Origin of the sequence: Pseudomonas palleroniana (assembly GCF_003031675.1) — a bacterium.
GTDB classification, from domain to species: domain Bacteria; phylum Pseudomonadota; class Gammaproteobacteria; order Pseudomonadales; family Pseudomonadaceae; genus Aquipseudomonas; species Aquipseudomonas palleroniana.
In genome coordinates this window covers 37,884-51,677 of sequence record NZ_PYWX01000019.1, presented here as the reverse complement: position 1 = coordinate 51,677, position 13,794 = coordinate 37,884, and the positions used below count along the sequence as shown (strand labels likewise).

13 protein-coding genes are annotated in these 13,794 nt (G+C 62.0%); 3 read left to right on the top strand and 10 right to left on the bottom strand.

The features are described 5' to 3' along the window. Positions 1–176: 176 nt before the first annotated feature. Entirely contained in the window at positions 177–1,361 is a 1,185-nt protein-coding gene (locus tag C9383_RS06640; RefSeq protein ID WP_090370725.1) for a DUF2252 family protein, read from the bottom strand. 75 nt (positions 1,362–1,436) lie between these two features. Continuing rightward, positions 1,437–2,315: a LysR family transcriptional regulator gene (locus C9383_RS06635; protein ID WP_060752661.1), complete on the bottom strand. Its 879-nt coding sequence runs from the start codon at positions 2,313–2,315 to the stop codon at positions 1,437–1,439. A gap of 132 nt (positions 2,316–2,447) precedes the next feature. On the opposite strand from C9383_RS06635, the gene ampC reads away from it, so the two are divergent. Further along, positions 2,448–3,590 carry a class C beta-lactamase gene (gene ampC, locus C9383_RS06630; RefSeq protein ID WP_090370723.1) on the top strand — a complete coding sequence of 381 codons (1,143 nt, stop codon included), beginning with the start codon at positions 2,448–2,450 and terminating at the stop codon, positions 3,588–3,590. A gap of 48 nt (positions 3,591–3,638) precedes the next feature. On the opposite strand, the gene dctM is transcribed toward ampC, so the two are convergent. The 8 genes from dctM to C9383_RS06590 form a co-directional block, all read right to left on the bottom strand. Continuing rightward, the gene (dctM, locus tag C9383_RS06625; RefSeq protein WP_060752659.1) at positions 3,639–4,919 is read right to left on the bottom strand and encodes a C4-dicarboxylate TRAP transporter large permease protein DctM; all 1,281 of its coding nucleotides are present in this window, start codon (positions 4,917–4,919) and stop codon (positions 3,639–3,641) included. Next, the gene (locus tag C9383_RS06620; protein WP_060752658.1) at positions 4,919–5,551 is read right to left on the bottom strand and encodes a TRAP transporter small permease; all 633 of its coding nucleotides are present in this window, start codon (positions 5,549–5,551) and stop codon (positions 4,919–4,921) included. Before C9383_RS06620 ends, dctM begins: the two co-directional genes overlap by 1 nt. A 47-nt stretch (positions 5,552–5,598) precedes the next feature. Continuing rightward, positions 5,599–6,582 (bottom strand): C4-dicarboxylate TRAP substrate-binding protein DctP, encoded by a 984-nt coding sequence (gene dctP / locus C9383_RS06615; RefSeq protein ID WP_060752657.1) that lies wholly within the window; start codon positions 6,580–6,582, stop codon positions 5,599–5,601. A gap of 237 nt (positions 6,583–6,819) precedes the next feature. After that, complete coding sequence (locus C9383_RS06610; protein ID WP_090370720.1) at positions 6,820–7,635, bottom strand: HpcH/HpaI aldolase/citrate lyase family protein; 816 nt, start codon at positions 7,633–7,635, stop codon at positions 6,820–6,822. Positions 7,636–7,650: 15 nt separating this feature from the next. After that, positions 7,651–8,844 (bottom strand): CaiB/BaiF CoA transferase family protein, encoded by a 1,194-nt coding sequence (locus C9383_RS06605; RefSeq protein ID WP_090370717.1) that lies wholly within the window; start codon positions 8,842–8,844, stop codon positions 7,651–7,653. Positions 8,845–8,853: 9 nt separating this feature from the next. Continuing rightward, positions 8,854–10,203 carry an MmgE/PrpD family protein gene (locus C9383_RS06600; RefSeq protein ID WP_090370715.1) on the bottom strand — a complete coding sequence of 450 codons (1,350 nt, stop codon included), beginning with the start codon at positions 10,201–10,203 and terminating at the stop codon, positions 8,854–8,856. Between the two features lie 11 nt (positions 10,204–10,214). Further along, positions 10,215–11,378 carry an acyl-CoA dehydrogenase family protein gene (locus tag C9383_RS06595; RefSeq protein ID WP_090370713.1) on the bottom strand — a complete coding sequence of 388 codons (1,164 nt, stop codon included), beginning with the start codon at positions 11,376–11,378 and terminating at the stop codon, positions 10,215–10,217. A gap of 29 nt (positions 11,379–11,407) precedes the next feature. Beyond that, positions 11,408–12,226 (bottom strand): HTD2 family dehydratase, encoded by an 819-nt coding sequence (locus C9383_RS06590; RefSeq protein WP_090370711.1) that lies wholly within the window; start codon positions 12,224–12,226, stop codon positions 11,408–11,410. Between the two features lie 131 nt (positions 12,227–12,357). Here C9383_RS06590 and C9383_RS06585 point away from each other — a divergent pair, with 131 nt between their 5' ends. Both C9383_RS06585 and C9383_RS06580 read left to right on the top strand, forming a co-directional pair. Continuing rightward, the gene (locus C9383_RS06585; RefSeq protein ID WP_060752651.1) at positions 12,358–13,248 is read left to right on the top strand and encodes a LysR family transcriptional regulator; all 891 of its coding nucleotides are present in this window, start codon (positions 12,358–12,360) and stop codon (positions 13,246–13,248) included. 31 nt (positions 13,249–13,279) lie between these two features. Then, entirely contained in the window at positions 13,280–13,771 is a 492-nt protein-coding gene (locus C9383_RS06580) for a GFA family protein (RefSeq protein ID WP_090370710.1), read from the top strand. Positions 13,772–13,794 lie beyond the last annotated feature (23 nt).

Here is a 13,794-nt window from a genome sequence, read left to right as displayed (position 1 = left end):
CATGAGTCCTGTGGGGCGGGCTTGTGTGGCGAGGGAGCTTGCTGTGGCGAGGGAGCTTGCTCCCGTTGACTGCGCAGCAGTCTCCCGCTTTATGGGGGCGCTTCGCACCCCAGCGCAAGCAAGCTTGCTCGCCACACCTGACCCTGCGTCGCATTTGGATGTCGCCGCTGCCATGGTCAGTGCTCCAGCGCATACCTGCGGCAATGGTTGAGATAGCCCTGCTCATGGCTGCCCACCAGTTGCACCACGCTGGTCCATAACCAGGAAGGCGCATCCAACTGCCTGGAACGGTTCTCCTGCAATACTGACATCCACGCCTTGCGTGTGTCGCGGTCCATTTGCCGGGCATGGGCGATCCCGACGACGCGGGCCAGGTAACCAGCGGCGTGCATGGCATCGGTCTCGCTCAACTCGTCCAGTTCCAGCTTCATGTCCTGGGGCAGCAATTCACGGATGAAGAAGCCGTGATCCAGAAACCGCGTGGCTACCATGCGCTCACCCAAGCCCGGTGACAGCTGACGGGCGCCTTCCACCACGCGGCGGCCGTTGTCCCTGGGCATCTTCGCCCGCGGCGCACGGGGGGCGGCGGCGCCGACCGCTTCCTTAATATCGATCAGGCAGTATTCCTGCTCGTCCTTGTCGCCCACTCCCAACAACGCCGCATAACGCAGCAAGCCCAAGGAACTGCACCCCTTGACCCAATAGGCCGAATCCAGCAGCTCGACCTTGGCGTCTTTGGGGCGGCCTTTGAGTGACGTCACCAGTTGCTGGATCTCATCGGAAGCACAGACGCTTTGCAGAGCACTCTTTTCCGCACGCGACAGCGACCAGAAGTGCTTGCCCAACGGGATGCTCGGCCGTGCATTCTCGATACGTTCACGCGCCAGGTTCTTCCAGGTGCGCTCAACTGCGCTGCGCATGCCGGCCTTGACCTGGGACGGGCGCGGCGGCGCTTCGTCGGGTTTGTCCTTGAAGGCTTGTTCGTAGCCCACCATCATTTCTTCGAGCATGCGGGCGGTCGTCACGCCCGGCAGGTCGGAGCCGCGAGCGGCGGTCGCCAGGGACAGGGCCAGGCGCACCAGGTCGTGGGCCGGGTTACCGATCACGGTCTGGTCGAGGTCGCGAATATGCATGTCGATGCGCCCCTTGATATCCCCGGTCGGGCCCAGGTTGCCCGCGTGGCAATCGCCGCAGATCCAGATAGCCGGGCCATGAGGCAAGCGTCGACCGGGCTGGCTGTGCAGCCATTCATAAAACTGCACCGTACTGCCGCGCACATAAGCGTGGGCGGAACGGGCCATCTTCAGGTTGCGCAATTGCGTGAGGTGGGGCATACGGTCGGAGGGGCGCGGACTTTTCATGAAGGCACTCGGTAGGGGGCTACGGTAGAGGGTAGCCCGTGACGAATGTTTCATTTTGTTTCAAAGATAAAACTATCAGCCCTGCCCAGCCGCCTCTTTCAGCCAGCCCTTGAATGCCAGCATGGCCGGGGTTTCGGCTCGCGATTGCAGGCGGGTCAGCCAATAGCTGCCGGTGGTGATGCCAATGTCGAACGGTTTGCGGATCACGTCGCTCTCCAGCTGCCGCGAAAACATCATCGCCGGGGCCAGTGCCACGCCAATGCCTTGCAGCGCCGCCTCCATCATGGCCAAGGATGAATCGAACATGATGCTACGCGGCACCACGGTATCGGCGGGCAACCCGGCCGCCTGGAACCAGTGGGTCCACTCATCGGCCCGGTAGGAGCGCAGCAAGGTGTGTTTCAACAGGTCTGCGGGCACCTGCAACTGCTCGGCAATGTGCGGCACACACAGCACGTTCAGCGGTGCCGCCAGCAATTGGCAGGCGTCGGTGCCATGCCAGGCGCCTGCACCGAAACGGATAGCGTAGTCGAGCCCTTCGGCAGCGACGTCGACGCGGTTGTTGTTAGTCGACAGGCGCAGGTCGATAAACGGGTAACGGCTTTGAAAATCCGGCAGACGCGGTAACAGCCACCCCACGGCAAAGGTACCGACGGCGCCCACGGTAAGCACCTCACGGTAATGCCCGCCTTCGAATTGGCCTAAGGTATGGGCGATGCGATCAAACGATTCGCGCAGCACAGGCAGCAAGGTTTCGCCCTCGCGGGTGAGCATCAGGCCGCGTGGCAGGCGCTTGAACAAGGTGACATTGAGTTGCGCTTCCAGGCTTTTCACTTGATGGCTGACTGCGGCCTGGGTCACGCACAGCTCGATAGCTGCGCGGGTAAAGCTCAGGTGGCGGGCGGAAGCCTCGAATGCGCGCAGGGCATTCAGCGGTAGATGAGAGCGAAGCATGCCTTGACCTTAATTTTTCTAATGCCAGCTGCAAGATATCATCGTTTGCCGCAAAGCCGGAATCCACCTAGATTTGCCACGCCTGCGCAGGCCCCAATCGTCAGCACATCACCTACAGGGAAGCGAGTCACCATGAATGCCCCTCTACAAAAACTTCTGATTTGCGCTTTACTGCTCGGCTCCGGCAGCTGCATGGCGGCCACCGATATGCGCCAGGTCGTGGACAGCAGCGTTCAACCCTTGATGCAACAACAAGGCATTGCGGGCCTGTCGGTCGCGGTGATCAACAAGGGCCAGGTGCAGTACTTTAACTACGGCATGGCATCCAGGGAAACGCAGAAGCCCGTGACCGAAGACACCTTGTTTGAAGTCGGCTCGGTCAGTAAAACCTTCACCGCTACTCTGGGCGGGTATGCGCAGGCCACCGGCAAGCTCAAGCTGTCGGACAAGGCCAGTGAACACCTGAGCGCATTGGCCGGCAGTGCCTTCGACGGCATCAGCTTGCTGCAATTGGCGACCTACACCGCAGGCGGCCTGCCCCTGCAGTTTCCCGACGCCGCCGACAGCGCCGCGACCATGCTCAACTACTTCCAACACTGGAAACCCACCTACGCCCCCGGCACCCAACGGCTCTATTCCAACCCGAGCATCGGCCTGTTCGGCTACCTTACGGCCCAAAGCCTGGGGCAACCCTTCAATGCCGCCATGGAGAAAACCCTGCTGCCCAAGCTGGGCTTGAAGAACACCTACGTCAGCGTCCCCGCTGACCGATCCGGCGACTACGCCCAAGGCTATGACAGCGCCCAGAACCCCGTACGCGTCGGCCCCGGCGCGCTGGACAGCGAAGCCTACGGCATCAAGACCAGCAGCCAGGACCTGGCCCGCTACGTGATTGCCAACCTGCACCCGCAGACCCTGGGCAAGCCGTTGCAGCAGGCCATCGCCACTACCCAGACCGGTTATTACACGGTCAACGGCATGACCCAGGGCCTGGGCTGGGAGTCCTACCCCTACCCCATCGCGCTGCAAGCGCTGATTGACGGCAACTCCACGCCGATGGCCATGGAGCCGCACAAGGTCCAATGGCTGAGTACACCGCGCGTGCAACCGGCCAACGTGCTGTTCAACAAGACCGGCTCCACCCGTGGTTTCGGCGCTTATGTGGCGTACGTACCGAGCAAGGACATCGGTGTGGTGATCCTGGCGAACAAGAACTACCCGAATGCCGAACGGGTCAAGGTGGCCCATGCGATCTTGAGTGCCATGGACCAATAGCGCCTGGGTGTGGGAGCGGCTTGCCCTCTCCCACACCGCTTGACCGCGCTACATGCCCAGCCAGTGCGGCAGGGCCAGGGAAATAAACGGCAAGTAGGTGACCATGATCAGGAACACCAACAGGATCATCAACCACGGCATCGCTGCACGAATGGTCTGCCCCAGCGTCAACCCGGTCACCGCCGACGTCACGAACAGGTTCAGCCCCACCGGCGGGTGCACCAGCCCGATTTCCATGTTGACCACCATCACGATCCCCAGGTGAATCGGGTCAATGCCCAGCTTCATCGCAATCGGGAAGAAGATCGGCGCCAGGATCAACACAATAGCCGACGGCTCCATAAAGCTGCCGGCCACCAGCAGCACAATGTTGACCATGATCAGGAAGCCAATCGGCGTCAGCCCTTCAGAGATCACCCAGGCGGTGATTTCCTGCGGGATCTGCTCGGTGGTCAGCACGTGGGCGAAGAGCATGGCGTTGGCGATGATAAACATCAGCATGATTGCCAGGCGCCCGGACTCCAGCAGCACCTTGGGGCAGTCGCGCAGCTTCATGTCCCTGTACACGAACAACGCCACGAACGCCGAATACACCGCCGCCACGGCCGCCGCTTCGGTCGGGGTGAACATGCCGCTGTAGATGCCGCCGAGGATGATCACCAGCAACAGCAAGCCCCAGAACGCCCGACGCGCACAGGTCAGCCATTCACGCAACGTCGCGCGCGGCTGCGCCGGCAGTTTCTTGATGCGCGCAACGATATAAATCGTGACCATCAGCATCAAGCCCAGCAGCAACCCCGGCACCACCCCGGCCATGAACAGTTTGCCCACTGATGTTTCAGTGGCCGCCGAGTACACCACCATCACAATCGAAGGCGGAATCAGGATGCCCAGGGTGCCGGCGTTGCAAATGATCCCTGCGCCAAACTCCTTGGGGTACCCGGAGCGCACCATGCCGGCCACGGCAATCGAGCCCACCGCCGCCACCGTGGCCGGTGACGAGCCTGACAATGCCGCAAACAGCATGCACGCCAATACCGCCGCAATCGCCAGGCCGCCACGGATATGGCCGACACACGCGTTGGCGAAGTCGATCAGCCGTTGCGCCACGCCCCCGGTGGTCATGAACGCACCGGACAGCAGGAAGAACGGAATCGCCAGGAAGGTGTAGGCGTCAGAGGTTTCAAACAACTTGATTGCCAGCGAGCTCACCGAGTCCTGGCTGAACATCAGGATCGACACCGCACCGGACAGTCCCAGGGAAATCGCGATCGGCACGCCAAGGAACATGAACACGAACAACAGCAAAAACAGACAGAGCACGGCCATCAGTGACGCTCCTCATGGCTGCCGGCCAACTTGCTGGCCTCACCGGCCTCGTCGGCCAGCCCCAACCCGACCTGACGGTGGGTGAACAGGCGGTAGAAGATTTCCAGGTAGCGGATAAACACCAGCGCAAACCCGATGGGCACGATCACTACGATGTCACCGACATCGACGCCGTACTGGTCGAGGTCTTCGGCGCCGATATGGGCCGTCATCACCGCGCTGACCCATTTGTAGCTGGCGACCATGAACAACCCGGCGTAGGCCAGGCAACACAGGCACGCCAGCATGCCCAGCAGGCGTTGCACGCGGCGCCGGGTCAGCTTGACCAGGGCGTCCACGCCCAAATGCCCGGCGGTCCGCACGCCATAGGAAATACCGAAGAAGATCAGCCAGCCGAACATGGCCTTGGTCAGTGCCACGCTCCAGGTCATGTCCTGAGCCCAGGTCATGGTGTGGTCACCCAGGGCATTGAAAAACGGGCTGCTTACAGCCCACTTGTCGGCCAGGGCGAAGAACAGCGTGTAGATGTTATTGAGCATCACGTAAACGAATGTCACCAGGGTCATGGCGGCCAGCAGGAAGGCAATGAAGCCTTCCTCCAGGTGCTCCCAGACGCGCCTTAGCGTTTGCATGGCAAAACCTCGCGAGGCAGAGATAGATAAGTGCAAGGCTCGGGGTGTTACTGGTTGGCGGCATCCGCCGCCTTGATCAGGTCAGCTCCGATCTCCCCTTCGAACTTCTGCCATACCGGGCGCATGGCTTCGCGCCAGAGCGCACGTTGCTCGGGTGTCAGCTCGATGATTTCGCTGGTCTTGGCGTCAATGATTTTCTGCTTGGCCGACTGGTTCAGCGCTTCGGCCTGCTTGTTCACCTCGACGGTGACCTCGGCCATGATCTGCTCCAGGGTGCTGCGCACGTCTGGCGGCAGGCCATTCCAGAATTTGGCGTTGGTGATCACCATGTAGTCGATCAGGCCATGGTTGGACTCGGTGAAGTACTTCTGCACCTCATTGACCTTCTGGCTTTCGTAGTTCGACCAGGTGTTCTCCGTACCGTTGACCGTGCCGGTCTGCAGGCCCTGGTAGACCTCGGCAAAGCTCATCTTGCGCGGGTTGGCACGGATCGCCTTGAACTGTTCTTCCAGCACGCTGGAAGCCTGCACACGGAACTTCAGGCCACGGGCATCCTTGGGTTCATGCAGTGCCTTGTTGGCGGACAGTTGCTTGAGACCGTTGTGCCAATAGGCCAGGCCGAGAATGTTCTTGCCCTGCATCGAGGTCAGCAGCTCCTTGCCTTGGGCCGCCTGGAAACGGTCGACGGCCGCCAGGTCGTTGAACAGGAACGGCAAGTCGTAGATCTGCACCTGTTTGGTGTATTGCTCGAACTTGGCCAGCGAAGGTGCGAGCATCTGCACGTCGCCCAGCAACAGGGCTTCCATCTCCTTGCCATCACCGAACAACGACGAGTTGGGGTATACCTCGACCTTGACTTGCCCCGGCAGACGCTCTTCGGCGAGCTTCTTGAACAGCAGCGCGCCTTGACCTTTGGGGGTGTTCTCGGCGACCACGTGAGCGAACTTGATCACAATCGGATCCGCCGCCTGGGCCAGGCCTGCGGCAAACAAGGTGGCGGCGCACAGCAGCGCCCGGGAGAGCTTGAGCATGGAAAATCACCTTCTTATTGTTGTGTTGTGAGGCAAGGTGCCTGATGTGAAGCGTTTAGTGAATTTAGAATTCCAGATACCTGCGTTCCGCCAAACTGAACGCCAACCGCATAAACAATCGACACGCCTGTGGGAGGGGGGCTTGCTCCCGATAGCGGCGTGTCAGTCAACACATCAGGTACTGATCCACTGTCATCGGGAGCAAGCCCCCTCCCACGTTCAATCCGGTTTTTGCAGTCAGGTCCGGGCTGCCAGCAATCGTTGGGCTCTGAGCAATACCGGCGCATCCACCATCTGCCCATCGATCTGATAGGCCCCTGCCCCATGGGCTCCGGCCTCCACGACGCGCTTGGCCCAGGCCAGGTCTTCGGCGCTGGGCGCCAGGGCGGCATGGATCACCGCGACCTGCCTGGGATGGATGCACAGCGCTCCGGCAAAGCCCATTTCATAGGCATGGCGGATCGAACGGTGCAGGCCCTCGGGATCGTCGATTGCCGGATGTACGCCATCCAGCGGCGCAACCAGGCCGGCGGCGCGGGAATGCACGATCAGTGACAGGCGCGCCTGATCCAGCGCAAACCGTGCCGCCGCCGACTGGCTGCTCAGGTTCAAGTCCAGGGCCAGATCCAGGCCACCAAATGACAGACGCTCCACCTGCGGCGCATGGGCGATCTCGGCGATGGCCAGCAAGCCCCGTGCGCTTTCGATAATCGGCCAGATCACTTTACCGGCGGCGGCCACCACGGCCACCTGGGCGGCACTCTCCACCTTCGGCAACAGCACGCCGGCCACATTCGCATGGGCTTTGCAAAACGCCACATCCGCAAAATGCTCGGCATGCTCAGGCGCATTGATGCGCACCCACACCCGGGCATCAGGCTGGGCGGTCAAAAACGCCGCGAGGTTATCCCGTGCCTGGCGCTTGAGCGGTTCTTCCACGGCATCTTCAAAATCCACGATCACCGCATCGGCCCCACTGGCCAGGGCTTTGGCGAAACGTTCCGGGCGGCTGCCGGGGACAAACAGGGCTGAACGAACTAAAGATTGGGACATCACTGACATTCCTTTTCAGATAACGCCACGCGTGCGCAGACGGTCGATGGCATCAGCCGAGTAACCGATCTGATGGAGGATGGCCTGGCTGTGCTGCCCCAGCGCCGGCACCCCGTCCATACGTGGCGAAAACGCGGTATTGCGTGCCGGCGGCAACAACGCCGGCAACGGGCCAGCGGGGCTTGCGACTTCACGCCAGCGGTCCCGCGCCTTGAGTTGCGGGTGGTCCCACACGCCTTGCATATCGTTGACCCGGGCACTGGCGATCTGCGCATGCTCCAGGCGTTGGATCACGGCTTCGGTATCCAGCTGCGCGAAGCGGTCGACGATGATCGCGCGCAGCACCTCACGGTTGGCTGAACGCTTGAAGTTCGCGCTGAAACGCTCATCCGTCGCAAGCTCAGGGGTGAGCAGCACCTTGTCGCAGAACGCCGCCCATTCGCGTTCGTTCTGCAAACCGAGCATCACCGTGCCGGCGTCGCCGGTCGGGAACGGCCCATAGGGGTAGATCGTCGAGTGCGCCGCACCGGCACGCGGTGGTTGCGGGGCGCCATCGAAGGCGTAATACATCGGGTAGCCCATCCACTCCACCAAGCTTTCCAGCATGCTCACGTCGATGCGACTGCCCTGCCCCGTCTTGCCACGCAATAACAGCGCCGAGAGGATGGCGCTGTAGGCGTACATGCCGGCGGAGATGTCGGCAATCGAACAACCGGCCTTGGCCATCTGCTCGTCACCCGGGCCACCGGTCACCGATAGAAAGCCGCCTTCGCTCTGGATCAGCAGGTCATAAGCCTTCTTCTTCTCGTAAGGCCCGCCTTCGCCGTAACCGGAAATATCGCAGACGATCAGCCGCGGAAAACGCTCATGCAGCGCCTCGAACGACAAGCCCATGCGGGCCGCCGCGCCGGGTGCCAGGTTCTGCACCAGCACATCGGCATCGGCCAGCAGGGTTTCGAGGATAGATCCTGCCTCGTCCTGCTTGAGGTCCAGGGTCAGGCTTTCCTTGGAGCGGTTGGTCCACACGAAGTGCGAGGCCAGGCCGCGCACCCGCTCGTCATAGCCACGGGCAAAGTCACCGGCGCCGGGGCGCTCGATCTTGATCACCCGAGCGCCCAGGTCGGCCAACTGACGAGTACAAAACGGGGCGGCAATCGCGTGTTCCAGGCTGACGACGGTGATGCCGTCCAGCGGTCGTTGATGGGTCATGGCAGTTCCTCAGAGCCAGTGGGCCATGGACGCTGCGCTGCGCAGGTTCCAGACTTTTTCGATCAGCGCATCGGCCTGTGCCGGTGTACGTGCGCCGCTGAATTGACAGAGCCGGCGGAATTTGTCGGCCAGTTCGACGCGGCTCAAGGTGTTGCCCGGGTCGCCTTTGGGCTCGTCAATCGCGCCGTGCAGGGTGCGGCCATCGGTGGTGGTGACCGTAACGCGGCCCAGCCAGCGTTGCGGGTAGGCGTCGTCGACCTCTGGGTCGAGGGTCATGCTGACCTTGTCGCGCAAGCTGGCCACCGCCGGATCGCTCAACGCCAGTTCGTGGAACTCGGTCAGCCCGGCCTTGCCATGCACCGCGATCAGGCCCAGTACCGTGCCCATGGAAAACTTGGCCTGATGCACGGTGGCAGGCACTTTCACGCGCCCCAGTACGTCAATTGCGCCTTGATGGACACGGGTTTGCACGTGGGCCATATCGGCGGCGCTCAAACCCTCACGCTGCATCAGGTGCAACAGCGCGTCTGCGGCAGGATGGGTGTGACGGCACGATGCGTGGAACTTGAACGAGGTCTCCAGCAACGCCCAGCGGCTCCCGAGGCCGGCAGACAAGCGGCTCGGCTGCGCATCCTGGGACATGCCGGCCGCCAAGCCCTGATCGCCTTCCAGGATATTGCGCGCGCCGGTCAACCCATCCGCCGTCAGGTAAGCGGCGAGCAAACCATCCGCCGCAGCCTTGGCCGTATGCAGTTGCTTTGAGTCTGCGGCATCGCGCAGAAACTCCCACAAACCGGCGGCCTGGGTGCCGGCACTGCCGAGCAGGTTGACGAACTGCTCCTGGTTGAAACCCAGCAATTTGCCCACCGCCACCGCAGCGGCGAGCGTGCCGACGGTGGCCGTGGTATGAAAGATTCGGTAGTGGGAACGGCCCATGAATTCGCCGATGCGAATCCCGGCCTCGTAACCGGCGACCGACGCCAGCAGCAGCTCACGCCCGGATTTACCGAGGTCCTGCGCGGTGGCCAGGGCAGCCGGAAACACCACGGTGGCCGGATGCAGCACCGAGCTGTTGTGCAGGTCATCCTGCTCGACCAGGTGCGAGGCGGCGGCGTTGACCAGGGCGGCAAAGTACGCACTGCTGCTGCCAGCATTGACGATCACCTGCGCCGGGCCGCTGCCTGGCCCCATCTTTTGTGCATAGCGTTCAAACAACGGGATCGGATGCATGCCCTGGCTGGCCAGGGCCGAGCCCAGCCAATCCAGATAAAGCTCTTCGGTACGCGCCAGCAGCGTTTGCGGCAGCTGCTCGTAATCCAGCTGCGCAAGGAACCGACACAAGGCTAGGGTATGGCTCATGGTCAAAAGCCTCAGAAGCTGCGGGGCAGTTCGAGCAGATGCTCGGCCACGTAGGACAGGATCAGGTTGGTGGAGATCGGCGCCACTTGGTACAGGCGGGTCTCGCGGAATTTGCGCTCCACGTCGTATTCGCAGGCAAAACCAAAACCGCCGTGGGTTTGCAGGCACGCATTGGCAGCCTCCCAGGACGCCTTGGCCGCCAGGTACTTGGCCATGTTCGCGCTGGCCCCGGCATTGGCGCCGCTGTCGTATTCCTCGCAGGCGCGCCAGCGCATCAAGTCGGCGGCTTCGATTTCGATATGGGCTTCGGCAATCGGGAATTGCACGCCCTGGTTCTGTCCGATGGGTCGGCCAAATACCACGCGGTCGCGGGCATAGGCGCTGGCTTTTTCGATAAACCAGCGGCCGTCACCAATGCACTCGGCGGCAATCAACGTGCGCTCGGCATTCAGGCCATCGAGAATGTATTTGAAACCCTTGCCCTCCTCGCCGATCAGGCTGTCGAGCGGCAGTTCCAGGTTGTCGAAGAACAGCTCATTGGTTTCGTGGTTGACCATATTGGCGATGGGCTGCACGGTCAGGCCATTGCCGATCGCTTCGCGCAGGTCCACCAGGAAGATCGACATGCCCTCGGATTTTTTCGTCACCTCGGCCAGTGGCGTGGTGCGCGCCAGCAGGATCATCAGGTCGGAATGCTGGATACGTGAGATCCACACCTTCTGGCCGTTGATCACGTATTTGTCGCCGCGCTTGATCGCGGTGGTCTTGATCTTGGTGGTGTCGGTGCCGGTACTGGGCTCGGTGACGCCCATGGACTGCAAGCGCAATTCGCCACTGGCGAGCTTGGGCAGGTAGAAACGCTTCTGCGCCTCGCTGCCGTGACGCAACAAGGTGAACATGTTGTACATCTGGCCGTGCACCGTGCCGGAATTGCCGCCGCAACGGTTCACTTCCTCCAGGATCACCGAGGCTTCGGCCAGGCCCAGGCCGGAGCCGCCGTACTCCTGCGGGATCATCGCCGACAACCAGCCGGCATCGGTCAGGGCCTTGACGAACGCCTCGGGAAAGCCTTTTTCTTCGTCGATCTTGCGCCAGTAAGCGGCATCGAATTCAGCGCACAACGCACGCACACCGTCGCGGATAGCGTTGAGTTCTTCAAGGTCATTAGGGGTCATGTAACGGCTCTCCGCCTGTTGTTCTGGGGTTATTCGAAGTGCACTTGGGCTTGTTGCGCCAGGCCACCGGCGTTACCGGCCCACAGTTCGGCAACACCGTCCGAGGTGATCCGACCGCCCACTTCAAACGGTTGCGGTGCAATCAACGGGCGCACGCCACGGTAGGCAAAACGGCGCAACCGGGCTTCAGGGTGGGCACGACAAAAGGCACGCAGGTTCAAGGTGGCGATCAATGGCCCATGCACCACCAACCCCGGATAACCCTCGGTGCCGGTGACATAGGGGTAGTCGTAGTGAATGCGGTGGCCGTTGAAGGTCACGGCGCTGTAGCGAAACAACAAAGTGGGGGTCGGCTCGACGGCTTCACGCCACTCGCTGAGGGGCAGTGCCTCACCGCTGCCCTGCTTGGGTGGCGTGGGTTCGCGGTAGACGATGTCCTGTTCTTCGCGGATCGCCAGGCGACCGTCCTGGGAATAGTCATGACGCACGGTGACAAACAGCAGCGAGCCGGTGCGGCCGGCCTTCTCTTCTACGGCAGTGATCGTGGACACGCGAGTGGCCGCCGCACCGGCCCGCAATGCCTGCACAAATTCAATGCGGCCACCGGCCCACATGCGATTGCGGTTATCCGCCGGCGGCAGGAACCCGCCACGGGCCGGGTGGCCGTCAGTGCCCAGTGCCGCTTCCGGCAGTGGATCCTGAAAAAAGCACCACTGCCACAACGGCGGGACCGCTTCGCCATCGCTCGGCACTTCTTCACCGAACGTCGCGGCGATACGCTTGAGCAGGTTATGGCTCAGGAGGTCGTGCGTGGTTTCACTTCGGCCGATCCAATCAGTGGCACTCATGGGGTCCAGGTCCTCGGGCAGTGGGTGTCTGCCCCGGATCATGCAAGCCCCCATCCGTTCTGAGAATTTGCATTTCAATAAACCAGCGTTCGGTTATGCTGAACGCCGCCATTCTGCTCCCGGAGTTTTGCATGCACTTCGACCTGGCCGACCTGCGCCTGTTTATCCATATCGCTGAATCCCCCAGCCTGACCCAGGGCGCCAAGCGTGCGTTCCTCTCGCCGGCCGCCGCCAGTGCGCGGATCAAGGCCCTGGAAAGCCAGCTCGACACGCGCCTGCTGTACCGCGACAGCCGTGGCGTGGAAATCACCCCGGCAGGCGCACGCCTGCTGCACCATGCGCGGCTGATCATGCGCCAAGTGGACTACCTGAAAAGCGAATTCACCCAATACGGCGCGGATTCGGCTGGGCATATCCGTATCTTCGCCAATACCACGGCGGTCACCGAGTTTCTGCCGGAGGTGCTGGCGGGGTTCCTGTCGCAGCGCCCCGGCGTCACCGTCGACCTGCAAGAGCGCCTGTCCCGGGATATCGTGCGCGGCGTGCTGGATGGCACCAGCGATATGGGCATCATTGCCGGCCCCGTGGAAGCGGCAGGCTTGCAGGTATTGCATTTCAGCACCGATGAACTGGTGTTGATGGTACCCGTCGATCACCCGTTAGCCGGTCAAGCGTCAGTGACGCTGGAACAGACCCTCGCCTATCAGCACATTGGCTTGCATGAGGGCAGCACGTTGCTGAGCTTTCTGCGCGAACACGTCGACCGGCTCGGCAAACAGCTGTCGCTGCGCATTCAGGTCTCGAGCTTCGAGGCGATCTGCCGAATGGTCGAGGCCGGCGTGGGCATTGGCATCATCCCTGAATCCGCCGCCGTGCGGCACAGCCGCACCATGCAACTGGTGGCGGTCAAGCTCCAGGAGCCGTGGGCCATTCGCGAGCGCAGTATCCTGGTGCGGGAACTGGACGCGTTGCCTGGGACCATTCGCGCATTGATCGCTACGTTGATGCCGAAAACCGCCTAAGCTGAACAGTCACCTTGCCAAGGAGACTCCCATGCAGCTAGAAGGATCCTGCCATTGCGGCGCTGTCACCTTCAGTTTGAACAGCGCCCACCCTTACCCCTACCAGCGTTGCTACTGCTCGATCTGCCGCAAGACCCAGGGCGGCGGTGGCTACGCGATCAACCTCGCCAGCGACGCCAAGAGCCTCAAGGTACAGGGGCGCAAGCAGATTTCGATCTACCACGCCAGGCTCAAACCAGAAGGTGCCAGCCGTGCCCACGCCAGCACCGCCGAGCGGCATTTCTGTTCGCAATGCGGCAGCGCCCTATGGCTGTTCAGCCCGGAATGGCCAGAGCTGATCCACCCATTCGCGTCAGCCATCGACACACCACTGCCAGTGCCGCCGGAACATACGCACTTGATGCTGGGGTCCAAGGCACCGTGGGTGGAGGTAACGGTGCGCAAGGGAGATTTGCAGTTTGATGAGTATCCTGAGGAGTCGATTGCTCAGTGGCATGAGCGAGTGACACCACACAGATTGTAATTCCGCGCAAGCAACTCTCAGAG